At 42.0% G+C, this 24493-nt stretch carries 24 protein-coding genes; 9 read left to right on the top strand and 15 right to left on the bottom strand.

The genetic code is table 11. The features are described from left to right. Positions 1–30: 30 nt before the first annotated feature. Positions 31–534, bottom strand: a complete 504-nt coding sequence (locus ACY8DX_RS04525) for a YusW family protein (RefSeq protein ID WP_049671945.1) — start codon at positions 532–534, stop codon at positions 31–33. Positions 535–741: 207 nt separating this feature from the next. Between ACY8DX_RS04525 and ACY8DX_RS04520 the strand changes: the two genes are divergently transcribed. From ACY8DX_RS04520 to ACY8DX_RS04510, 3 genes are all read left to right on the top strand, one after another. Next, entirely contained in the window at positions 742–2877 is a 2136-nt protein-coding gene (locus ACY8DX_RS04520; RefSeq protein WP_049671946.1) for an MMPL family transporter, read from the top strand. A 126-nt stretch (positions 2878–3003) separates the two neighbouring features. Beyond that, positions 3004–3603 carry a tetratricopeptide repeat protein gene (locus tag ACY8DX_RS04515; protein ID WP_049671947.1) on the top strand — a complete coding sequence of 200 codons (600 nt, stop codon included), beginning with the start codon at positions 3004–3006 and terminating at the stop codon, positions 3601–3603. 153 nt (positions 3604–3756) lie between these two features. After that, complete coding sequence (locus tag ACY8DX_RS04510) at positions 3757–4086, top strand: GtrA family protein (protein WP_462406271.1); 330 nt, start codon at positions 3757–3759, stop codon at positions 4084–4086. 42 nt (positions 4087–4128) lie between these two features. On the opposite strand, the gene ACY8DX_RS04505 is transcribed toward ACY8DX_RS04510, so the two are convergent. From ACY8DX_RS04505 to hpaB, 3 genes are all read right to left on the bottom strand, one after another. Continuing rightward, positions 4129–4692, bottom strand: coding sequence for a GNAT family N-acetyltransferase (locus ACY8DX_RS04505; RefSeq protein WP_049671949.1), 564 nt, complete (start codon positions 4690–4692; stop codon positions 4129–4131). 135 nt (positions 4693–4827) lie between these two features. After that, on the bottom strand, positions 4828–5802 hold the full coding sequence (gene glpX / locus ACY8DX_RS04500) for a class II fructose-bisphosphatase (RefSeq protein ID WP_082197175.1): 975 nt from the start codon (positions 5800–5802) through the stop codon (positions 4828–4830). Between the two features lie 226 nt (positions 5803–6028). Continuing rightward, positions 6029–7474 carry a 4-hydroxyphenylacetate 3-monooxygenase, oxygenase component gene (gene hpaB, locus ACY8DX_RS04495; RefSeq protein ID WP_462406270.1) on the bottom strand — a complete coding sequence of 482 codons (1446 nt, stop codon included), beginning with the start codon at positions 7472–7474 and terminating at the stop codon, positions 6029–6031. Between the two features lie 243 nt (positions 7475–7717). Here hpaB and ACY8DX_RS04490 point away from each other — a divergent pair, with 243 nt between their 5' ends. From ACY8DX_RS04490 to ACY8DX_RS04480, 3 genes are all read left to right on the top strand, one after another. Beyond that, positions 7718–8968 (top strand): esterase/lipase family protein, encoded by a 1251-nt coding sequence (locus ACY8DX_RS04490; protein WP_462406269.1) that lies wholly within the window; start codon positions 7718–7720, stop codon positions 8966–8968. Positions 8969–9140: 172 nt separating this feature from the next. Then, a complete protein-coding gene (locus ACY8DX_RS04485) occupies positions 9141–10409 on the top strand; it encodes an MDR family MFS transporter (protein ID WP_049671951.1) in 1269 nt (422 codons plus the stop codon). Between the two features lie 595 nt (positions 10410–11004). Then, the gene (locus ACY8DX_RS04480) at positions 11005–11439 is read left to right on the top strand and encodes a DMT family transporter (RefSeq protein WP_231589543.1); all 435 of its coding nucleotides are present in this window, start codon (positions 11005–11007) and stop codon (positions 11437–11439) included. A gap of 54 nt (positions 11440–11493) precedes the next feature. On the opposite strand, the gene ACY8DX_RS04475 is transcribed toward ACY8DX_RS04480, so the two are convergent. The 4 genes from ACY8DX_RS04475 to ACY8DX_RS04460 all read right to left on the bottom strand — a co-directional run bounded on the left by ACY8DX_RS04475 (position 11494) and on the right by ACY8DX_RS04460 (position 14267). Further along, the gene (locus ACY8DX_RS04475; RefSeq protein ID WP_462406268.1) at positions 11494–12201 is read right to left on the bottom strand and encodes a TVP38/TMEM64 family protein; all 708 of its coding nucleotides are present in this window, start codon (positions 12199–12201) and stop codon (positions 11494–11496) included. A gap of 200 nt (positions 12202–12401) precedes the next feature. Beyond that, positions 12402–13259 carry a DUF421 domain-containing protein gene (locus ACY8DX_RS04470; RefSeq protein WP_462406267.1) on the bottom strand — a complete coding sequence of 286 codons (858 nt, stop codon included), beginning with the start codon at positions 13257–13259 and terminating at the stop codon, positions 12402–12404. 29 nt (positions 13260–13288) lie between these two features. Continuing rightward, the gene (locus ACY8DX_RS04465) at positions 13289–13468 is read right to left on the bottom strand and encodes a hypothetical protein (protein WP_049671956.1); all 180 of its coding nucleotides are present in this window, start codon (positions 13466–13468) and stop codon (positions 13289–13291) included. Between the two features lie 103 nt (positions 13469–13571). Next, complete coding sequence (locus tag ACY8DX_RS04460; protein ID WP_049671957.1) at positions 13572–14267, bottom strand: Crp/Fnr family transcriptional regulator; 696 nt, start codon at positions 14265–14267, stop codon at positions 13572–13574. A 311-nt stretch (positions 14268–14578) separates the two neighbouring features. Here ACY8DX_RS04460 and ACY8DX_RS04455 point away from each other — a divergent pair, with 311 nt between their 5' ends. The 3 genes from ACY8DX_RS04455 to ACY8DX_RS04445 all read left to right on the top strand — a co-directional run bounded on the left by ACY8DX_RS04455 (position 14579) and on the right by ACY8DX_RS04445 (position 16329). After that, positions 14579–15706 (top strand): NupC/NupG family nucleoside CNT transporter, encoded by a 1128-nt coding sequence (locus tag ACY8DX_RS04455; RefSeq protein ID WP_231589544.1) that lies wholly within the window; start codon positions 14579–14581, stop codon positions 15704–15706. 94 nt (positions 15707–15800) lie between these two features. Further along, a complete protein-coding gene (locus ACY8DX_RS04450; protein ID WP_439802475.1) occupies positions 15801–15929 on the top strand; it encodes a YpzI family protein in 129 nt (42 codons plus the stop codon). After that, a complete protein-coding gene (locus ACY8DX_RS04445) occupies positions 15919–16329 on the top strand; it encodes a putative ABC transporter permease (protein ID WP_082197177.1) in 411 nt (136 codons plus the stop codon). Before ACY8DX_RS04450 ends, ACY8DX_RS04445 begins: the two co-directional genes overlap by 11 nt. Positions 16330–16366: 37 nt before the next feature. On the opposite strand, the gene ACY8DX_RS04440 is transcribed toward ACY8DX_RS04445, so the two are convergent. From ACY8DX_RS04440 to ACY8DX_RS04410, 7 genes are all read right to left on the bottom strand, one after another. After that, complete coding sequence (locus ACY8DX_RS04440; RefSeq protein WP_049671959.1) at positions 16367–17365, bottom strand: BRCT domain-containing protein; 999 nt, start codon at positions 17363–17365, stop codon at positions 16367–16369. A gap of 137 nt (positions 17366–17502) precedes the next feature. Beyond that, positions 17503–17733, bottom strand: a complete 231-nt coding sequence (locus tag ACY8DX_RS04435) for a hypothetical protein (protein ID WP_049671960.1) — start codon at positions 17731–17733, stop codon at positions 17503–17505. A 197-nt stretch (positions 17734–17930) separates the two neighbouring features. Further along, a complete protein-coding gene (locus ACY8DX_RS04430) occupies positions 17931–18353 on the bottom strand; it encodes a VOC family protein (RefSeq protein ID WP_049671961.1) in 423 nt (140 codons plus the stop codon). A gap of 103 nt (positions 18354–18456) precedes the next feature. After that, positions 18457–20592 carry a heavy metal translocating P-type ATPase gene (locus ACY8DX_RS04425; RefSeq protein ID WP_049671962.1) on the bottom strand — a complete coding sequence of 712 codons (2136 nt, stop codon included), beginning with the start codon at positions 20590–20592 and terminating at the stop codon, positions 18457–18459. After that, positions 20570–20953, bottom strand: a complete 384-nt coding sequence (locus ACY8DX_RS04420) for an ArsR/SmtB family transcription factor (RefSeq protein WP_049671963.1) — start codon at positions 20951–20953, stop codon at positions 20570–20572. The genes ACY8DX_RS04425 and ACY8DX_RS04420 overlap by 23 nt, the downstream gene beginning before the upstream one ends. A gap of 521 nt (positions 20954–21474) precedes the next feature. Then, positions 21475–23058: a class I adenylate-forming enzyme family protein gene (locus tag ACY8DX_RS04415; protein WP_462406266.1), complete on the bottom strand. Its 1584-nt coding sequence runs from the start codon at positions 23056–23058 to the stop codon at positions 21475–21477. Continuing rightward, the gene (locus ACY8DX_RS04410) at positions 23036–24214 is read right to left on the bottom strand and encodes an acyl-CoA dehydrogenase family protein (protein ID WP_049671964.1); all 1179 of its coding nucleotides are present in this window, start codon (positions 24212–24214) and stop codon (positions 23036–23038) included. Before ACY8DX_RS04410 ends, ACY8DX_RS04415 begins: the two co-directional genes overlap by 23 nt. Positions 24215–24493 lie beyond the last annotated feature (279 nt).

Here is a 24493-nt window from a genome sequence, read left to right as displayed (position 1 = left end):
GCAGAATCAAAATCTGCGCTTTTTACTTTCTTATTTTGTTTTACGATACTCTTTCTCAGTTCCATCTGTGAAGGTAATGTCTACATCAATTTCTTGATAATCGTCTGCTACATCAAAGCTTGAGATCACCTTAGAGATTACATCATCCTCAGAGGTTTGAGCATCGATGTCCAGTGACTTCAAGATATCACGTAATTGACTTTCGGCATCATCACCGGTTACCCGTTTGTTGTTCAAATCATCCTCAATGGATGCATCCACGGTATTGTTTTCATATTCATAATCCGCTTCATATTCTTTGTTGTTTGGATATTTTACTTCTAAGCTGAATTCATTGAATGGAATATCATTTTTTGTTTCAGTGGCGTTTGTATTTGTTTCGTTATTGGTATCCTGATCTGAATTGCTCGTGTTATTGGATGATTCCTCATTTGCCGTATTGTCATTCGTTTGACCACTGCTATTATCATCATTACAGCCAGCCGCCATGAATGCCATACAAAAAATAGTCAGAATGGATAATAATTTTTTCATTTATAATGTTCCTCCTTTGTTGTCTGTACTAAGTTGTACTATTCACTTATTCCCCTCATTTTATTCTCTGTACACATATTTTAATAATTACCAATTGTCGCATAATTGAATCAACAAGGAAAATACAGGACAATAGGGATAGGAGAGCATATTTACTATCAATAGGGTATATATCAATAGTCGTTTAATTCTCGAAGGGAGGACATTATGTATACATATCGAAAAGGACTTGTACTATTTTGGATTATCTTCACCATCACCATGGGATTCTTTGCTTTGAAAATGCCGGGAATCCTTCAAGGCAGCGGCTTTGAAATGAAGGATTCTTCCTATGATCAAGCAAATCAACTGCTTGAAGATCATTTCGGTCAATCTTCATCACCTTATATCGTTTTATTTGAAAACAGCGAGAAGTTAAGCGAGGAAGAATTTGAGACGCACATTCAAGATACTTTAAAGAAGCTTGAATCCATTGATGGAATCACATCTGTATCATCACCGCTTGAAAATCCCTCTCAAATTAAAGAGGACGTTGCCTATGCCTCCATTTCCTTTGAGGAAGAGAGAGAGCCTGCGGACAACATCGATGCGCTGAATGCAAAGTTAAAAAATGACGCCATTTCGCTTTCGTTAACTGGCGGTGATGTAATTGAGGAAGAAATGAATAAGGCCTCTCAAAAGGACTTAAAAAATGCCGAATTGATTGGTGTCCCAGTTGCCATGATTGTTCTCCTATTAGCATTCGGGGGATTGATTGCAGCCTTTATTCCTTTATTGACCGGAGCAGTCGCTGTTGTTACCGCGATGGGAATTATTTATTTCCTTGGACAAATCATCAATTTATCGGTTTTCGTCCTAAATGTGGCACCAATGATTGGACTTGCCGTCAGCATTGACTTCGCCTTGCTTTACATTAATCGCTTCAGGGAGGAATTGAAGCATCATAGCGTAAAGGAGGCTGTCTCGATTACGACAAAGACAGCTGGTCGAGCCATTGGCTTTTCCGGGATTTGTGTAATCTTAGGCTTAACTGGTATGCTTTTCATTCAAATTGATATCTTTAGAAGTGTAGCTGTTGGAGGAATTGTCGTCGTATTGGTTTCTGTCATTTCCGCTTTAACCTTTCTGCCAGGACTTCTCTCCATCCTTGGAGAGAATATCAATAAAGCGATGATTCTAAAGAATCGGGATGAGGATGCCTCTACTTGGCGAAAATTTGCTGGATATGTTATGAAGAAGCCAATATTGACAGCTTTAGCAGCTTTAGCTATTTTACTTCTCATCGCGACACCAATCCGTCATATCGAGCTTGAGATTCCAGATGCTGAATCATTACCGGCTGACAGTGAAACACGGATTGCCTATGAAACCTTTGAGGAAAACTTCCAGCCCGAGGACCATACCAATATGCCTATTGTCCTTCAGGCAGATGATAGCATTCTGTCCACAAGCTCATTGAAACAGGTGGAAGGATTCATAAAGGAACTAAAAGAAAATCCTCTCGTGACAAATATCGATTCAATTTTCTCCATCACGGACACGGGTTCAGCCGACCGATTAAACCAAGCCTTGCAAGCTGAACAAATGCGGACACAGCTTGAACCGGCATTAGAAACCATGGTTAATGAGGATACAACCTATATCATGCTTGAGCTTGATGCTCCTTATGATTCGACAGAAGCAAAGGAATATGTCCGAGACCTAGAAGAGGACAGTATTGATACGGAGCTGACCTACACAGCAGGCGGACGGGCGAAATTTAACCAGGAAATATACGATGAGATTGGTTCACAAACACCTAAAGGCTTAATCTTAATTGTGTGTGCAACGTTCTTGATTCTAATGGTCGCCTTCCGCTCCATTCTGATTCCGCTTAAGGCAATTTTGATGAATATTTTATCTCTTGGGGCTGCATTCGGTCTGATCGTCTGGATTTTCCAAGAGGGACATCTCGGGGTAGATCCCAATCCCATCGCCCTCATGATTCCTATCTTCATCTTTGCAATTGTCTTTGGGCTGAGCATGGACTATGAAGTCTTCCTGATTTCCCGTATTCGTGAGATATACCTGGAGACCGGGGATAATGATAAGGCGACCCTTGAGGGCTTGACGACTACAAGCCGAATTATCACATCAGCCGCTGCCATCATGATCGCTGTCACTGGTGCCTTTGCCTTCACAGATATCGTCCCCGTCAAGCAGGTAGGAGTTGGGGTAGCGCTCGCCATCTTCATTGATGCCACGCTCATCCGAATGGTCCTTGTACCCGCCCTGATGAGACTGCTGGGGAAATGGAACTGGTGGTTCCCAGGGAAAGTCACGAAAGAACAAGAGAAACAGTAAGACAAAAACCCGTTCAAGGACAGAACGGGTTTTTAATCAAATATAATTTTCAAAATCTTGCAACATTTGTACGTTTTGTATGTTATAATTATATTGATATACGATTTTGTGAAAGAGGTGATTTATATGCAAAAACTAAATTTTTTCAACACCTCCAATCAGTCAGAAGATTACTTGCAAAAGGCTATTAAGGCAGATGAAAACAATCATATTGACGAAGCCATCGTCAATTTTGAAAAAGGGCTGAACTCTATAACAGACAAAACACCGAGAAGAGTCAGAAAGATGATTCTCCCTTCAACCATATTATTAGCAGAAAATTATACAAAAAAGCAGGAATTCCAAAAGGCGCTCGACACATACAGATCCGCGATTCAGCTTGCTAAAACCGATATGGAAAAAATGAATGTGTACGAAGCAGCTGGGAAACTCGCCTATCTAACAGGAAATTACGAAGAAGCAGCAAGTCATTATTTGCAGTCTTTGCACTATGCCGCGAAGAATACACCAAGAGATAAAATACTAGTTGTCCATTCACAAATTCTGCATGAACTCGGACATGTTGTTCTCGACAATCATCCAAGCTTGACCGAGGATCAACGAAAACAGGCAGAGGAATTTCGCAGCTATTTAATTGGACAGCCGAATCAGTATGATCTAACCCAGTTGCCCTATTATCGGGATATTGGAATGGATTTATTAAAAGAATATAATGTTTGGACGTAAAACCGGAATTCTTTTTTGAATTCCGGTTTTTTATTATGTGTTTTTAGCCCTCTCTCATATGTGCATACTATTCCATAATGACCATACAGAAGGCTGGTAATACACATGATGTTTACGGACAAGGAATTTTGGAAGTTTAATCTTGTTGGAATAATGAATACCATTAATTATTATATCTTTTATTTACTCTTTAAAAATATTCTTGAATTCAATTATTTAGGAGCTCATTTTATTAGTTTTTTCATCAGTATTATTGGCTCCTTCTTCATGAATACCTACTTTACCTATCGAACGAAGCCTACCTTAAAGAAGTTTCTGCAGTTCCCGCTCACCTACTTGGTCAATATCGCCATCAGCACTGGTACGATTTTCATTTCCGTTCAAATGCTTCAGCTGCCCGACACGATTGCTCCGCTCGTGGCATCCATTTTCTCTATACCCTTTACCTTTCTCGCATCAAGAATGGTACTGGCCAAGCCTTAAAAATTCACAAGCGGGTATGCTTTAGGAGGTGCATGCACGCCCTTAAGTCGTTTGGAACGAGGAACACCGCATCCACTCATCTGCCAATAAACTAAACGTAACCAGGTCCTCATAATGATCATACAGCCAGTGCGCCTGCCGCTTGATGCCCTCTTGCACAAAACCTAATCGTGCTGGAACAGCCAAGCTTCTATCGTTTGAAAGATCACACTCAATCTCTACACGATGAAGAGCTAAAACAGAGAATATGTACTCCAGCAAAGCATGGAGGGTTTTCGTCATGATTCCTCTCCCCTGGGCGCTTTCTGCTAAAAAATACCCTATGCTTGTCGTACGATTCGTCCAATCAATATAGTGAAGGGCAACCATCCCAACCAATTGGCCCTTATAGCGAATTCCTGCATCAAACCCATTATTCTCCCCATAGTTTTGGAGCCACGCCTTTATAATCGGCTCGAAATCCTCTGGGGATTGTCTTTTGTCGACCCATTGCAGCCATTTGCGTAGATGGTCCCGATTTGTATCTATTAAATCATAGAGCTCATACCTATGATGCTGCTGCAATAATTCAAGAGACAGCTCCTCATTCACCTTGTATAAAAACATTTCCAATCCCTCCTTCATCCACTTTCCTTTTTAGCGAGACTACGTAATACGGATTATCTTGATATGATTTTATCATCCGGTTGGAGATTTTTGACAACAAAAAAAAAAAGCCGGACTCTTTAGTCCGACTCATAATCAGCTATGGAAGCCTTCAATAAGCTCATATCTCTTTGCATTGGCACCGACCAACAGCAAGGAATGAGTGTACATCTTTCCGCTCTTTCTTTGCTTGACTCCATTAAGGAATAAACCATCCGTTATGCCAGTGGCACAGAAGAGAATATCATCACCTTGAACGATGTCATTCATTTGAAGCACCTTATAGGGATCTTCTATTCCCATCCCGCGACAGCGATTATATTCCATCTTATTTTGCGGGACAAGCTGTCCTTGGAAATCTCCTCCGAGGCATTTAAGCGCAACCGCTGTGACAACACCTTCAGGAGCTCCCCCTGTTCCAACGAGCATATCAATCTCGATATTATCCATCGCAGCTCCGATAGCCCCAGTAATATCAACATCTGAAAACAATTTAAGCTTAGCACCGGCTTGAAGAACCTCGTTAATTAATTCCCTATGCCTGTCCCTTTCTTGAATCATGATGGTCAATTCTCGGATATCCTTGCCTTGAGCCTTTGCGACTGCCTTCATATTGTCTGTCAAAGGAGCATTTATGTCTATTTTGCCTTTTGCTTCAGGTCCAACAGCTAATTTTCTCATATACATATCCGGGGCATGTAATAAGCAGCCGCTCCTGGCAGCAGCCAAAACCGCCAATGAATTATCCTTCCCCGTAGCCATCAGATTGGTCCCCTCAATTGGGTCGACGGCAATATCTACTGCAATACCCTTCCCTGTACCGACCTCTTCATTTATATAAAGCATAGGCGCTTCATCCATTTCTCCCTCGCCTATCACGATTCTGCCGTACATATCAACATTATTGAGATGATACCTCATTGCCTTTGTCCCCGCATCATCCGCGCGCAATTTATCACATTTCCCTATAAGAGGATAGGCAGCAATAGCAGCCTGCTGGGTCACATTCAGCAGCTCTTCCGCTATTCCCTTCATGCCATTGTCCTTGCTGGTATCATTGGTATATTCCATACATCTACTTCCTTCATTACATGGTTTAAACACATAATGATATTCTATGATTATATTCCTATTCTTAACAGGTTTTTCTGATAGGTATTATATTCCAAGTGGGCAGTAGAGAAATTAGACAGAGATTAGAAAATCATCAGCAAAAATAACCCCTGATTATTGCTCAGAGGTTAAAAACAGGGTGACGGACAAAAATTGAACATGAGATGCAGCTTTTGATTATATTCTACTCCTCATACCCATCCAGGAATTGGTCCACAATCTCTGTCGCACTATTGTCTATATTATAATAATGCCCAGAGGCAAGACGAATGGCATCTCCAAAGAAAAACCTCTCGTAGAGTGTCTGCCGTGAACCAAATGCACTCATCGTCAAATCCCAAGCAAGCCGGAAGATCTTCACTCTCTCCTTAGCTCCAACGGTTGCTGCTTGCATATACAATTCTAAATCATCCTTAATCTCAGAAGAGAAGTCAGCTGCGGTCGGTAAGGATGCGAGCCCGCTAGCGCCAATCAGCTGAATAATTTCTACGCAACGGGGATATAGCTTTGGAAATAACATGACGGCTGCGTCCATTGCGTTTTGCTCTGGGACCATCACCCCCCATTGATCAAGTGATGCGTTTCTTTCACCCGCAATCACCAATGCTTTTAAGGACTCGATTCCGACCTTCATTTCACTAATTTTTTCATGGATATGCGGATACTCTCCAACTTGTATTGTATTTATCAGTTTCTTGGCAACCCCAAGCATAAATGACAATTTCACGATTCTTCTGCTTGTTACCTGGTGAACCGCCAGGAGATGAAAGCTGCTTTCTCGATAAGCTTTTAAGGCAATTTCAGGATTCTGATAAAAGAATACTCTCTCCCATGGTACGAGTACATGATCAAAGACAACAATCATATCTAGCTCATCAAAACGTGAACTCAACGGGTGGTCAAAAACCGATTCACGATAGCTATAGGGTTCACGGCTGATAAATTTCAGCCCTGGTGTATTGCTCGGAATGGAGAAACCATAGGCCATATCTGAATTACCTGCCGCTCCGCCTGAAGGATAAACAAGTATTTCATCCGTAATTCCCCCTTGAGTCGCAAGCAAGCGTGCGCCGTGAATGACGATGCCATCCTTTTTTATATCAACCGTTTGGGCAGCGATTGTTTCGGTGACATTCTCAATATAATAAGAGGAACGATTCACTTGCGGATTGATAAAGGTATGTGTGAAACATAAATCCTTCTCACGTGCCTGTTCGAATAAGGTATTCATATTCTGTGTGAAACGAGAATCTTGCAGAGAGAAAATCTCACTCGAAGAAGCAAAAGCCATCATCACTGTATTCATATAATCCGGTGAGCGTCCTAAAAGCCCACCGCTTTCCTTTGCCCAAAGCTGTGTGGATAAACGCCGCTTTTCAAGATCCTCCTTGCTTTCAGGCTTCAAAAACGAAGTTCCCACCAGTTTACCTGAAGTAGGGGAACGAAAAGTCATAATGTCTTGATTTTCTTTACGCAATTGAACATCATACAGTTTTGCAGTGCTTTTGATGACCCCTTTCAGCGCAGGATGGTCGGATATATTCCCGGAAATCTTGTTCCCGTCAATCCATACATTTGCTTTCAACCGATTAATGGCCTGCACATACTGCTTTCCCGACCTAGCTGCCATAAAGAAGTCCTCCCCATTGTCATTGTCTTATTATATAGATTATGAATCATGCTCTTCGCTTTATGATTGTTTAACAAATACTTTCTATGCCCTATGACTGCAGACATGTGCCTGATTAGGAGTTTCCTCTCATTTTCAGCAGGCCGCCTAATTATCACTTGTCCAAATGAAAGCGTTGCCATAATATGTTTAATAGACAGAATTATCAGACATTGTAAACGATATTTAGAGGAGGAAAGGTATTTGAAGGAAGGTAAATTGTTGATAGCTGTCATAATCCTGCTGCTCATGATACCGCTTTATCCATCTCAAGGAAAGGCGGCTGATAACGAGGGGAATAACTATCCCATTGTTTTTGTTCATGGTCTCGGCGGCTGGGGTGAAGGTGAATTCGCTGGATACCCTTATTGGGGAGGAACAAAGGATGTTATCGGCCACTTGAATAATATGGGCTATGAAGCTTATCAGGCAACCGTCAGCCCTGTCGCTAGTAATTATGACCGTTCCGTAGAGCTTTATTATTATATTAAAGGCGGAACGATTGATTACGGAGCAGCTCACGCAGAGGAGCACGGCCATGCCAGATACGGCCGCACCTACGCAGGCATCTACCCTGAATGGGATGAGAACCATCCTATCCATTTAGTCGGGCATAGTATGGGAGGCCTGACAATCCGCGGTGTCATTGACCTCCTAGAGGATGGCAGTGAAGCAGAACAAGCCTATCAGGACACACATCCAGAAGGAACAATCGCTTCATTATTCGAAGGCGGGAAATCCTGGGTACACAGCGCGACAAGCATAGCGACCCCTCATAACGGTTCGACCTTTGCCGATAATGAAAATAACCTCATTAACTTCATCAAGAATCTTGTGCTTAACCTATCTACCGTGACAGGCATCAGCAAAGAAAACCTTCTCTACGATTTCAAATTGGACCACTGGGGTATTCGCAGACAAGCAGGCGAGACCTTCACCTCCTATATGACCCGAGTCATGAACAGCAAGGTATGGGATAGCGAAGATATCAGCGCCTATGACTTAAGCACGCTAGGAGCGGCCATCTTGAATGAGGAGGTTGATACGAAACCTAATGTCTATTATTTCTCATATACTGGTCAGGCCTCTAAAGCTTCCTTGTTAACAGGGCATCATCTCCCTATTGTATCTTCTCATCCAATTGTATTGGCATCGACAGGCTTCATTGGCAAATTTACACGAGACAATCCGGCCGAAGGACCAATCATTGATGAAAGCTGGTGGCCAAATGACGGGCTTGTCAGCACTGTATCCTCCTTCTATCCATCGGGTCAGCCGCATAAAGCCTATAGCGGTTCCCCTGAAAAGGGCGTATGGAACTATCATCCTATCAAAAATACGTGGGATCATCTCGATTTTATCGGAATTTTAAGCCTGAGCAGCCATACAAAACCGTTTAATGTATACCCGCTATATGAGGAAATCGCTGCAAACGTTACAGCGTTACAAGAATAATAGATTGATTGTGAGGAACCGGGTCTCTACATCAAAAGGATGACAGCGGCTCGGTCCTTTTTCTGATTCCCCTCATGACGAAAAGAAATATAATGAGTTCATCAATTACCATCTTCCCACGGGTGGAAAATAATACTAAGATGGAAGATAGAACATAGAGAGGGAGAATAAGATGAACTTCTTTCAGTTTCACCGAACCATTAAAATACGAATTATTGAAACTTTCTTAAGCTCGGCAGTTGGGAGTATGGTCTTTCCTTTCATGGCCATTTATTTATCCTTTCATTTCGGGTTGAAAACAGCTGGCCTCTTATTATTGATCAATGTATTTGTCGGGATTGCCATCAATTTCTTTGGCGGTTATTTTTCAGACACGTTTGGGCGCAAAAAGATTATTGTGGTTGCGGAATCCATGCGCTTTCTTGCCTTTTCAACCATGATGATTTGCAACTCACCATGGCTTACCGCACCCCTTATCACCTTTTTCATGATGACAGTCAATAGTGTTTGCTGGGGTCTTGCCGGTCCAGCTAATCAAGCGATGCTTATTGATGTGAGCAAACCTGAAGAACGAAAGACAATCTATACCATTATCTACTGGGCTAATAATCTATCCATCGCCATCGGCGGTATTGCTGGCGGCTTCTTGTTTAAAGAGCACTTATTTGAGCTATTGCTCGCATTATCGGTTACGACACTTATAACCTGGTTCCTTATCACCTTTGTCATTCATGAATCCTACATCCCTGCCTCAACAAAAGAAGTAAGACCGGCAGACCATGCACGAAAGCTTATCAGCAATTATAAAGAGGTGTTCAGCGACAGGGTATTTGTCCTCTTCGTACTGGCAGGCGTTCTCGTATTATCCATGGAATTTCAGCTGACGAACTATATCGGAGTTCGTCTTGCAGATGATTTTCCTCTACAAAGCTTGTTCGGATTTGAATTCAGCGGAATTGAAATGACCGGTTTTCTCCGCACAGAAAACACAATTCTCGTTGTTTTCCTAGCCTTATTTGCCACCAGAATGATTGCCAATTTAAATGACCGGACCGTATTACTGACTAGCTGCCTAGTATTCGTAGCAGGCTATACGATTATTTCCTATACGAATAATCTTTGGCTATTATTCGCAGCGATGCTGTTTGCAACGATTGGCGAAGTCCTGCGGGTGCCAGTTCAGCAAAATTATCTCGCTAATCTACCGCCAGAGCATGCGCGCAGCTCCTATTTGGCCGTCAATGGGTTAACGTATAATATCGGCAATCTCATTTGCTCAATTACAATTACCATAAGTGCTTATCTGCCTAAACTTGGCACGACTATCTTTATCGCGATTATCGGGTTCCTGGGCGTCCTCATATTTGCGCGAATCCTCCCTGCCCTTGATGAACGAACTAAGGTGAATCAGTCAATAAACGAAAAAGCACGGCTCGGGTAAATGAGTTGTGCTTCTTGTTATTGAGAAGTAAAGACCATTCGCATTTTGCATGTACACCTACGCCCCATCTCTATTTAGTAGGTGATTTCTATTTCAATGCTCTCGGAGAAGATGACTAGTTATTTCATCCCTTTTGAAACAAGAATGATTAAAATATAATAGATGATAACCTGATTGTTGAAGGAGCTTATATATGAAAACAACCCACATCCAAAGAATCATCTTCATCTGTCTGGTCCTCAGTACAGCCAGCCTTTTTCTCCCATGGTTTTATACAGATATGGATATAAGCCATGTGAATGGATGGCAAACGTTGCAGAGCTTTCCGCTGCTTGGATTTTCCCTTTTTGGCTCTATCATTCTTTTATATATGTCAAAGCTGCGAGGATTACTTACCTTATGCTTAATACTTACACCCCTGTTTTGCATCTATGTTTTTCTCACATGGCCGATTCTGCCGGGAGTAACATCGATCAGTCTCATCAATAGCTTTCTCAGCGCTCATGCCGGTTTTTACATAACTTTGAATGCTTCATTCATAGGCACCTTGCTTTATCTATATAAACTATATGCACGATAATGATTGGAGTTTATAATGATGAAATATTTATTATCCTTATTAGCCCTTTTAGCCGGCAGCGGCGTTGCCATGCAGAGCCAAATCAATGGCGAGCTCGGAAAAAGAATTGGTCCTTTAGAGGCATCTCTCATCTCCTTTACCGCCGGAACCATTGTCTTAATTATTCTTGTCCTCCTGTTCGGAAAAGGCGGTTTTCCACCAATCACAACGGTGCCAAAATGGCAATTAACCGGGGGATTATTCGGAGCCTTCTTTGTGGCGGCCATTACTCTCTGTGTGCCAAGAATCGGGGTCTCCTTAACACTCCTTATCGCTATTACCGGCCAGATTATCATTGGAGCAGTCATTAATCATTATGGGCTGTTTGGAGCTGCCGCAGCGCCCATCAGCATGCAAAAGCTCGCAGCCATTGGCTTAATGCTTGCTGCCATTGCTATTTATAACGCATAAAGAAATAGGCTGGAAAACAAAATTTCTGTCTCCCAGCCTATTATTCATTCCTTGTCACCTGTTAAACCATACAGATTTCATTGTCATCTTTATTTTCTTTCTTCCATTGAATCTTCTCAGCCAAATCAAGAAGGCAAGTACAGCAGCTGCCAATCCATAGAACATAAAATCATTTATCCCACTGGACATTAATCCTGCTGGCACTAAGGCAAGCAAAAAGAAATAAATAAAATTGCCCAATGCGGTTCCAATAGTAAAACCCTTAAGCCCAATAGTGCTTAAGCCGCCCAGGATATTAATGAGACTGGTAGGAATAAAAGGAAGCACCCTCGCTGAAAAGACAAACATAAAGCCCCTCTCTTCCATTCTTCTCAGCTGCTTGGCACTGATTCTCTTTGAAACAAAGTCACTGAATAAATAACGAACGGCCAAAAAGATAATAACAGCGGCAATCACACTTGTGAACCAGCTCCATAAAAAGCCGTTCAAAAAACCAAAAAGAGCAATATTTATGGTAATCACCAAAATCAGCGGAATCACCGTAAAAGAATTCTGAATGACCATTATGACAAGCATCAAGCTGTATGCATAAAGCCATGAATCTGCCAATGAGGCGCGAATATATTGAATGTCACCAGCCTTAACGGCTTTAAAGAGGAGACTTTTAGTGATGGAATCAAAAAAGCTGACAAAGAGGATAACAGCTATGGCAAGAAAAAGGACCTTCCAATTGATATATTTATCGATCTTAAGTCTGTTCATTCATCACCATTTCTTTCCCGCCTTGCGAGGAAGTATTGTCATATACGAGGAAATCTCCATCTCAATGCATATAACAGTTTAACATGGTGTCCTACATAATTAGGCACGTATATATTTCCCAATATGATTATTCCATACCTTTTATACTCATAATAATCCCATTTTTACCAATACCCCTTCGACAATCCTTTTTAAACCTTTTATTTTTGCAATAGATTACTTACCTTATCAATTACCTGTTCCAGCTTTTCAGCATTTTTCCTGTATGCCTTCTTTACCTCATCCTCTTTTTCAGAAAGGGAGAACCACTCAAAATCATTCCGGCATTTATGCATGGCAGCTAATAATACTTGCTTATCCTCTGAATGTCCCTTTTGGGAATCATCATATAAATCAGCCTTAAACTCACCAGATGCATTCACCTGTCCAATAAATACATCTTCATCTGATACACCTTGAGCCTTTAGCTGCTTCTTTAGCCATGCCTTGCTTTTCCCCGCACGCTCTAATGATTCATCCAAAATAACGCCATCCATGATCACCGTGTGAGACTTCCCCTCGTTCGTTACATATAACTGAATGTCCTTCGGTGTCAACGGACGATTTTCTTTTTTAAGCAAGACACTTAAAGATCCATTTGCTTCAAGAACGGCATACTCAACCTCAGAAAGGTCGAAGACACCTTCCTTTCTCATCATTTCGAGGAATTCATCAATGGTTACTTTCTCTTTTCTCAAGTTTTCCTCAAGTACCTTGCCTTTTTCGATAAAGGCAGTCCCTCTCCCGTCAAGGAAATTGCGCATGGATTTGCTTTTCATCGTAATGAAGCTGGAGGCATAGGGAATAGAGGCAGTAGCCAGCATAGCGATAACCCCCAGATAAAATTTTTCACTTAAGTTAATAACGAGCTCAGCGCCTATATTTCCGATTGTAATCCCTGTCACATATTCAAACATCGATAATTGAGCAATCTGCTTTTTGCCCAGTATCTTTGTAATAATAAACAGAATAATCATAAAGAGAATTGATCTTAATACTACATGAATCCAATCCGGCATCTTCTCACATCCTTATGAGACGCATTGGGTCACCCAAGCGTCTCCAGTCTTTTTTTCGTATCTTCACGAATATCACTAATCATCCGCATGGCATCCCGATAGGTCCTCGCGTCTTCGGCATTGTCGGCACGCTCTGCTTCCTTCTGCAGCCCTGTCTCAATTGCCTTTAATTTGGCCAGACAAATGCTCAACTCATATTTCAATGTCATATCAAGGCTCCTTTGTCATTTAGTATGGAACGGATTGATTAAGCTATTCATCATAAAAAACAGCATACAAAAAAAGCCCTCCTATGCTAGGAGAGCTTTCCACTTATTCATATATATTATGTTCAGCAATTCTTGCCAAAGCATCCATGTCTTTCACGAATAATTTTCCGCCGGTCCGGTCAATAACACCGTCCATACATAATTTCTTGAGTACCCTGTTCAAATGACGATAGCTCGTACCAATCATATCAGCAATATCTGTCAGACTGGATCCATGAGTAATGTCATGAAAAAAGGACTTATCTTCATACGGATTGGTGATGGACAATAAATAACTAGCTACTCTGACCTCCACTGGATATAGAAGATTAAAGGTTACAGCATTCGTTTTATCACTGAATTTCCTTGTAACTGCCTTAAGCATGAAATGAAGAAATGCGGGGTCATCCCCAATCTTTCTTCTGATTGTCTCATAGGATACCTTCAGAGCTTTGCAATCAGTGACCGCTTCCACCGTATGATGAACAATTGGATTATGCACATATTCGATATCTCCGATAATTTCCAAAGCCTTTTGAAAGCGGAGAATCAATCTCTTGTCATCTGAAGTCGCGGCATAAATCTTCACTTTCCCCTCGACAATCAGATACATATATTTCATTTCCTCGCCCTTCAAACATAGGATATCTCCTTTAGGGATATAAACCTGCTCGAAATCATCCTCATTCAAACCTGAAAATATCTTTTCTAATCCAAATTTCTCCAAGTATGACGAAATCTCTATTTCTGCTGCATTCATGCTGTCTATTCACCTATTCCTGCTTCACTAATTATAGTCAGTATAAAGGGAATACCCTCGAAGGGTAAACGGACAACTATTGCCAAAAAAATTGTGTGACTTTTCATGTTAATTTTACTTTTTATAAATAGCTCCATATAGGACATATGTCCTTGTTCACCATCGGGGTTTGCCATTATTATTCATAAGGGCCATCAAACATGGACTTAAATGGCTTCAAATAAAATAAAGAAAATGAGAGGAAAGATACAACCGTGAGTGTAATTATATCATTAATTGGCATAATTCTTTTATTAGGTACTGCATACCTAATGTCAAATGATAAAAAGAACGTTAATGTCAAGGCTGTCGGTGTTATGTTCGTTATTCAAGCTGTGTTTACTTGGTTGCTTCTAGGTACATCAGGAGGCTTAAAGGTAATTGATGTCATTTCATCCGGCTTCAATAAATTATTAGGATATGCCACTGAAGGCGTTGACTTTGTTATTGGAGGCTGGATTCCTGAAGGTGGTTCACCTTTCTTCGTGAATGTCTTGCTGCCAGTTATTTTTACATCTGCATTATTATCCTTGTTAACTCACTTGAAAGTACTTCCATATTTAATTAAATACATTGGGGGTCTCATTTCTAAAGTAACTGGGTTACCCCAAATCGAGAGTTTCAATGCAGTCAATTCCATGTTCTTTGGTCAATCAGAGTCTATCCTTGCTATTAAATCATCCATTAACAACTTAAATAAAAATCGTTTGTTTATCGTTTCAACATCTGCTATGGCAAGTGTATCGGCTGCGCTTATCGCTTCATATATGACAATGCTTCCAGCTAAGTATGTATTGATTGCCGTAGTTCTAAACGTGTTCAGTGCTTTGATTCTTTCATCTATCATCGCTCCAGTAATCGTTTCAAAAGAAGAGAACGAAATTGTTATTGAAGACATGATTCATTCTAAAAACATCTTTGATGCCATCGGTATGGGCGCCCTTGATGGAGGTCGAGTTGTCCTTGTCGTAAGTGCAATGCTGATTGGGTATTTAAGTTTGCTTGCCTTATTAAATGGCATTTTTGACGGACTTATTGGCATCGACCTTACAACAATTGTAGGATACATCTTCTCTCCAATCGCCTTCTTAATGGGTGTTCCAGCGGATGAGATGCTTCAAGCAGGGTCAATTATGGGTACAAAATTAATCTCGAATGAGTTTGTTGCAATCCTTGACTTCCAACCAATTATGGGGGAACTTTCTGATAAAACAGTAAGTATCTTATCCACATTCTTAATGTCCTTCGCAAACTTCAGCTCAATTGGAATCGTCGCTGGCGCTGTACAAGCCGTCAACGGTTTCAAAGCAAAAGAAGTTAGCTCTTTCGGATTGAAAATGTTATTAGTTGCGACAATGGCTTCCATCTTGTCTGCAACACTTGTAGGTTTGTTCAACTAATATCTATTTATTAAGCTGGCGGGAATTTCCCGCCAGCTTTTTTTCATGAAAAGGACATAACAAGGTTACCCTACAAACAAAAGAGGTGAGAACAATGGGCAAAGACAGACAAGAGAAAAAACTGCGGTCTTCGAAAAGAGTAGAATCTGACCGTGATCAAGCATTAAATAAAAAAGGAGCCACAAGGCTCGACACACCGGAAGAAGCACGTGATGATCAATAAACTGTTTCAAAGCATACTATTCATGATCATCGGCGGCAGTGCTTATATGGGCATCGAATGGCTTTGGAGGGGATACTCACATTGGTCTATGGGGGTACTAGGCGGCATTTGCTTCATCATTGTCGGAAGCATGCACATCTTACGGCTCCCTCTACTCGGCCAAGCTATCGCAGGCTGCCTGATGATTACACTGCTAGAGCTCATCACAGGCCTCATTCTGAATGTATGGCTTCAATGGGGGATTTGGGATTACAGCCACCTTCCTTACAATCTATTCGGGCAAATCTGTTTACGATATGCCTTTCTTTGGTTGCCTTTATCATTGGCCGCCATCCCGCTTTATCACGAGCTGCGCTGCCTGCTTTTCCGCCTGGAAAGACCAAAATACCGCATCATTTAAAATAGGAGTCTTTAATCGGCTAGCCGATCAAAGACTCCTACTCCACACAAAAAGTCTCCTTGAATTGTTCTTCCGTCATAATGGGAATACCCAGCTTTATCGCTTTCTGATATTTTGTCGTTCCAACTCCATTCTTACCCATTAACAAAAAATCAACCGTCTTTGTCACTGTGCCGGCCAAAGTTCCTCCCAAAGCTTCTATATCCTTTCTGAAATCATATCTTCTCTTAGACAATACGCCTGTAATGACAACCGTTTTGCCATCTAATCGGCTTTTGCCAAGAAAAGGATTGTATAGAAGTTCCTTTCCTCCAGTCTGAAGAAGCACTCCTTCTATCTCGTAGCCTGTATCATAAGCTAACAATGCCTCACACTCAGGGATAATCTCCTGAAAGGTATCAACAGTATATACACGATGGTATGGAACAAGAAAACCAAGCTTCCTAAGAAACGGCAGCTCCACACAGGCAGAATGGCCCCATTTCACCATGAGCCTTCTATTCTGCCGTATCTCTCGATTGCTCTCATCATTTAGCAAATCGGCCTCTGGATGTTTCTCTTGAAAAGATGCCGTAAAAAATAAACAGCCCTTCACCGACAACGGCTCTTCAAAGGCAATAAAACGCGGCACATCAAAGCTTAATGCGAGTTGGGAAGTAATCTCCTTCACTCCCATCAATTCATCAGCCATACAAGCATATTGAAAACATCCCTGTTCATAATGCAGTTCTGCCTCTATTCCTTTTGGCAGCAGCTGCATTATGACCGGCTCGTTTATAGACGTTAACTCATTCAAGAGCACCTCTTGTTCTTGGATTAAAAAAGGGGGGTTATTCTCAGAATAAATCATCTCTCCGGTAAATCGCCTCATGTCCTTTTCGGCTGGTGAATCATCAAGAATAAACTCAGGATAGGATTTCTCCCATTTAGCGAGCTCTTGGTTCAATCTGATATAAGCTGCATCCATAGGGCTGCTTGCCTTCATCTGTTCCCGTATGCTGAATATCCGCCCCTTTATCTCCTTCATTCGTTCCATAAAATCTATATCCTCATTTCAACATAGTGTTTATCTTATTGTACAAGGAAAAGGAATGGATACAGCCTAATAAAAATTGGCAGGAAACAAAGACAGACAGATTAGCCCCATCTAAAAGAGCCCATCTGCCTGTCATCTCACGAGATATATTCACCATCCGGCGTTGGTTTCATCTTCACTAAATAGTATAGCTGCACAAACACTAAAATCCCATTCAACAGCCATATACTCAAGGCATCAATCGACATCCCGTAAATAACAAACAAAACCGCTCCAAAAATATTGACCATCCGAATCTTCCGTTCGCCTGTTAATACAAACGAGAGCAGCACCAATATTCCTGCAAGGATTCCAATTAATTCGACCATTCTCGATTGCCTCCCTCTCTATGTGAGCATATGAATATCAGGGCATAAGGCCCCCTTAAGTTATGTTTAATGTCGCCTATCAGCCATAAACTATACATTCTAGATTATGAACTCGGTCCTTAATATATAGCTGGCTAAAGCATTCCATTCTGTCGCACAAAAAGGGACGCAGATCGCCCGCGTCCCGATTAAAGTATTCATTCGTTACTCAATAATGGTGTTTTTCTATAGGCTGGGCTTAACTCACTCCACACGTCGAAAAGATTACCGTCCAGATCAGCAAAAACAAAATTTCTGCCAGCATGTCCCCTGTCCTCAATCTCACCGACAGGCATTTTCCGTCGGATGAAATCCTCCCGAAGATCCGTAAGCGCTCTCTCCCCATCAACTTCAAAGGTGAGGATAAAACGCTTTTCCCCATTAATATCAGTGAAATTTACGCTTTGTCCAGCACTTGCCTTCAACAGGAAGAAACTTAATCCTGCCAGATTTACAATGGCTTTTTCTTTATCAAGATACTTTAATTCAGCCCCAAGGTGATTAACATACCACTTCTGCGAACGGTCTGGATCTGTTACAGGAATATAGATTGTACCTACTCTGTTTAGTTTTTCGTTCATGCTTATTCATCCCCTTATTCTCTGTTCTACTATAATAATTCTCTCCTTTACTCAAATATTCCTTCCCATAAGTAAAAAAAATGAAGCAGTGGAAAAACCCGCTTCATTTCACTTTCACCCGTAATAATCGCATGCTATTAAGCGTTACAATCAAAGTCGCACCCATATCGGCAAAAATGGCAATCCAAAGGGTAAGCCAGCCTGGTATGACAAGAACTAGCGCCAATGCCTTTATAGCAAGTGAGAAGGTGATATTCTGTTTAATAATTTTGAGTGCTTTCCGGCTCAGCTTGATCGTGTAAGGAAGCTTATCAAGATCATCTGCCATTAAGGCAATGTCCGCAGTTTCAAGTGCTGTATCTGTTCCAGCTCCCCCCATGGCAACACCGACACTTGCGGCAGCTAAGGCGGGGGCATCATTAACACCATCGCCAATCATGGCCACATGTTCATAATCCTTTCGCAGGTCCTTGATAAAGTTTAATTTTTCTTCCGGAAGCAATTCAGCACGGACATCTGTTACACCAACTTGTTTAGCAACAGCCTCCGCCGTACGTGTATTATCACCAGTCAGCATGACCGTTTTTTCAATACCGGCTCGATGCAGCCTATCAATGGCCAATCCTGCCGATTCCCTTACACGGTCAGAAACGGCGATTAACAGCATAACTGCATCATCGGATGCCAAGATCATGACTGTCTTGCCTTCAGCTTGCAGTCCGCTGATTTGACTGTTTACTTCATCTGAAAGGAAAACGGACATCTTTTCCTTAAAGAGACCAGGACTGCCGACGTAATAACGGTTTCCGTTAATGACAGCAGAAATCCCCTTGCCTGTAATGGATTGCACATCATCTGTCTTATGAATATCGATATCCAGATTTAACGCTTTTGCTTTTTCGACAATTGCGGCAGCTAAGGGATGCGCAGAGCCTTTTTCGATTGCAGCCGCGATAGAAAGAGCTTGTTCTTCATCACTATCATAAGCAATAATATCTGTAACTGCCGGCTTGCCTTCTGTAAGTGTACCTGTCTTGTCAAACGCAATCACCTTTAAATGCCCTGCTTCCTCTAAATGAATGCCACCCTTAATGAGCACGCCGTTTCTTGCCGCATTGCCAATTGCTGTCACGACAGCGACCGGAGTAGAAACAATAAGCGCACACGGGCATCCGACTACCAATGCAGCGAGCCCTTGGTAAATCCATACACCCCACTCGCCGTCCATTAGGAGGGGCGGGACAATCATAATCAGAAAAGCTGCAGCCATAATAGCTGGTGTATAGTACTTCGCAAATTTATCCACAAAAGCCTGTGAAGGAGCTTTTTCTGCCTGCGCATCCTCAACTAATTGGATAATCTTCGCGATTGTTGTGTCTTCAACGCGTTTGGTAACCTCAATTTCCAATAATCCTTCTTCATTTAAGGTCCCAGCATAAACCTCATCCCCAACACTCTTATGGACGGCAATGCTTTCTCCGGTTATTGCTGCCTGGTTTAAAGAAGAGCTTCCCTTCTTCACCACTCCATCCATCGCAACCTTCTGTCCTGGTTTAACAATCATGACATCGTGAAGCTCAATATCATCAACTGGCAGGATCATTTCCTGATTCCCACGGCGGATTAGCGCCTCACTCGGCGCTAGATTCATTAGAAGCTCAATAGATTGACGCGCCTTATCCATGGAATAACGCTCCATCGCCTCACTGATGGCAAAGAGAATGACAACAATCCCTCCTTCTCTCCACTCTCCAATAATGGCAGCCCCGATAATCGCAATTGTCATCAGCGTATTCATATCAAAGATTAGCTTGCTTAAATTCTTCAATCCTGTCCAGAACAAGGAGGATCCGCCAAGGGCTATCGCGATGAAAAAGCCAATTGTTGGGTAGATATGCCCCTCACCATATTTAGCTGATAATACAAGGCTTATGAGTAAGATAAAGGCAGAAGCATATACCTTCCAATTCTCTTTCTGTTTCCAAAACGGTACACGTTCAATTCGTTTTTCTTTTTCATCCCTTATTTTCAGATGCTCAAATGCGCCTGCCCTTTCAATTTCCTCGACAGTGGCTGCTCCTTCTACATAAATCTTTGATGCGCCAAAATTGATTTTAGCATCTGTTACGCCATCGATATTCTTCACATTATCCTCAAATATCTTGGCACAGTTTGCACAGCTTAGCCCTTCGATTCGAAATGTTTTCCCTTTAGGATTATTTAGTTGATGCTCTGCCATTTTCCTTCACCTCTTTTTTATGCGCAAGCGCCACCATCATGATTTGCTTAATATGCTCATCATCCAACGAATAGAAGACAAGCTTCTTCTCTTTGCGGTACTTTACAATCCCTTGCTTATAGAGGTTCCTCAAATGGTGGGATGTATTCGCAACCGTTGCCCCAATAATATTGGAAAGGTCGCATACACATAATTCATCCTCACAGCAAAGTGCATAAACAATCTTTGCCCGATTCTCATCAGCAAGTGCCTTAAACAATTGCTTTACACCGGCTATATTCTCTTGCTGTATTTTCTGCTGTACTTGAATAACCTTCGGCTCACTATAACAATATATCTCACACGCATCCTTCTCGTTCATAAAATATCACTCATTTCATTCAAGCATCTATTTGATTATATGTATATTATATCATTGCTCGGCTTAGTCATTCAAATGTTTACTTGAATGTTAAAAAGTATAGAGGCTGGGAAAAAACGAAATAAATGATCCTCAGAAACGAATGGTTGTCACTTATTCTTCCAATTCAATAGCAGTTGGGAATATACGATCGTTCCATTCCGCAAAATGCACTCGCTTTCCGCGGGGAGGAAGGCTTGAGCCTCCTCGTCGCTTACGCCTGCAGGGTCTCAGCCTTTCCTCTACTTCCCGCTGGAGTCGAGTGCTTTTTGCTCCAGTCCACTAGTCACTAATAGTAGAAAGCCACAATCAATTCATGCATGAAAAACCACAAATAAAGACCCGAATAATTTGACGATAAATTTATTCCTTTATCGTCTAATTATTCGAGTCTATCACTGACTGAAATCCTTTTTTCCCAGCCTCTTTTCCTCTCTGAATAACTCCTATGTTTAGCATCCAAGAGGCTTGTTTCAGCACCTTTACTCTTTTGCGTAGTCCCCCTGCCGAAGCGCCGTCTTCAGGATCTTTCCAGAAGCATTTTTTGGCAAGGTCTCAATAAATTCTACATACCGAGGCTTTTTATAAGAAGAGACGCATAACCGGCAATGGTCAATTACATTTTGCTCTGATAATTCATATCCAGGCTTCAGGACAATAAAGGCTTTTACGCTTTCTCCCCAATCAGCATCCGGTACTCCGATAACGGCAGATTCTAAGACTGCTTCATGCTGATAGAGAGCTTCCTCAATTTCTTTTGGATAAATATTTTCGGCGCCGCTAATAATCATATCCTTCTTGCGATCAACGATATAGATGAAACCCTCCTCATCCATCCTGACCAAATCACCACTATGAAACCAGCCGCCCCTGAAGGCTTCCTTTGTTCCTTCCAGGTTGCGGTAATACTCTTTCATCATTGTCGGGCCCTGATAAACAATTTCTCCGACTTCTCCAATAGGTACATCGTTCATCTCTTCATCCACAATTCGTATCCGAACGTTGATTGACGGTCTCCCGACTGAATCAGTCTTTCGAAGCGTATCTTCACCAGTTAGGTAAGTGGTCGTCGGGCTCATCTCCGTTTGACCGAATGCTTCATTTAATTGAGCGTTTGGGAAGGCGTTCATGATTCCTTTCTTAATCTCAAGCGGGCAGATTGCACCTCCAATTGCACAGACCTTCATGGACGAGACATCATAATCGTTGAAGTTGGGCACTTGAAGCAGGAAATTCCACATCGAAGGCACAAGAAACATCGAATTGATGCCTTCTCTTTCAATCGTTTCAAGAATTTGTACAGGCTGATATTCACGCTGGATATGCATCGTTCCTTGCATCAAACATGTAATCGCAATATGGGCCAGTCCAGCTACATGAAATAAAGGCGGGACAATTAGAAGCTTTGTTCCCAAAGGCGAAGGGGAATGATACATTTTATTTTGTGCATTCATATAAAGGTTTTTATGACTTAGGACAGCTCCCTTCGGCTTCCCCGTCGTGCCTGAGGTATAGATGATAACATGGGCGTCATCATCCCTGAGGTCCACAGGAAGCTCCGCCGCCATACCAATTTGATTGTAGGAAATCCAGCCTTTCGGCAAGCTTGCTGTACCATTGACAATATAATGCTCTACCATTGGCAGCTGCTCGCTGATAGAATGAATCATTTCTACATACTCCGCCTCTATAAAGAGCATCCGTGCCTCCGATTGATTGATAATAAAGATGAGCTCATTCGGCACAAGACGGAAATTAACAGGCACAAGCACCGTCCCGCTTAGGCTGGCACCAAAATAGACATCAATGAATTCAAGGTTATTCTTGAACAAGCAAGCAATATGATCACCCTTACGGATACCCTGTGATAGAATCCATCCAGCAGCAGAGCTTGCCTTTTTGAGTGTCTCCTCATAGGTCAACCGTTTCTCTTCAAAGACAAATGCCTCTTGCTTTGGGACATTGTGAGCCGCACATTTTAATGCCTCGCCGATTAATAATTGCTGACTGAGTGAGGAATATTCATTCATGGCTTTCACATCCTTATAGTCCCATTCTCTTTGCAATAATCACCTTCATTATTTCATTTGTGCCTGCAAAAATTGGAGAAACAGCAATATCACGGTATCGGCGCGCAATTTTATATTCCTCCATATATCCATACCCACCATGAAGCTGCATGCATTTCGGCGCATTTCTCCTCGCCATATCTGTGATCCACCACTTGGCCATTGAAACCTCTGTTTCAATTTGATCGCCATTGATATGCCGTGCAATTAACTGATTAAGGAAGTTCCTTCCGAGCTGAACCTCTGTTGCGATTTCAGCCAGAACGAATTGTGTGTTTTGAAATTTCGCTATTGACCTTCCAAATGCTTCCCGCTCCTTTACGTAGGAAAGCGTTAATTCCAGCATATCTTCAGCAGCCACTTGGCCCCCAATGGCTGCAAGCAGCCGTTCCTGCTGGAGATTCTCCATTAGGTATTTAAAGCCATCCCCTTCATTGCCAAGCAAATTCTCCGCTGGAACCCTGACATTCTCGAAGACGAGCTCTGCGGTATCCTGTGCATGCATTCCAACCTTGCGAAGCTTGCGCCCACGGGAGAAACCCGGAATATTCTTCTCAACAATCAGCAGGCTGATGCCTTTGTGAGCAGGCTTGATGTTCACATCTGTTTTACATGCGACTATAATAAGATCTGCATGTATTCCATTGGTGATGAATGTTTTCTGACCGTTGATGACATATTCATCGCCATCCTTCACAGCAGTTGTCTTAATGCCAGCCAAATCCGATCCTGTCCCAGGCTCCGTCATCGCAATCGCTGTGATGATTTCTCCGCTTACACAGCCAGGCAGGTATTTTTTCTTTTGCTTTTCTGTTCCGAAAGATTCGATATAAGGAACCATGATACCACTATGGGCACCAGGTCCTGCCATACCTCCGCCAATTCTTCCTGTTTCCTCGGACAGAATGGCAGAGAATCCAAAATCACCGCCTGCTCCGCCATATTCTTCACTGACAGAAGGGCATAGAAATCCATTTTCCCCCATCATCAGCCAGAATTCTCTCGGTACAAGCCGTTCTTCCTCCCACTGTTCGAAATAGGGCAGACATTCCTTTTCCAAGAACCTCCGCAAGGAATCACGAAACATCACATGCTCATCTGTATAATACGGCCGCTCTTTCTTCTGCTTGTCTGATACCGCTGCTTTTGCCATAGCATCTTCCTCCTTTTCTTTCTATACTCAGTCAAGAGACGTCATTCAATTATTTAAAGCCTCCTTCGGCTATTACCTAAGATAAATGCAATATTCATGCCAAAGTATAAACAAGGAAGAGTGCAGGACCCTCCTGCAGAGAGTTTCTTGATTTCCATACATTCCGCTATAAGTCTGTCTGATACTAAAACACTTGTGTATCCATTTTTTACATGCACTTGAAATATTGTCTTTCCGGAAAGACTATGACAGTATAAAGGCAGAGAAAACATAGAGAAT

This window comes from Gracilibacillus sp. Marseille-QA3620 (genome assembly GCF_054950035.1).
The sequence above is the reverse complement of the archived record's forward strand: the minus strand, read 5'-3'. Positions and strand labels throughout refer to the sequence as shown.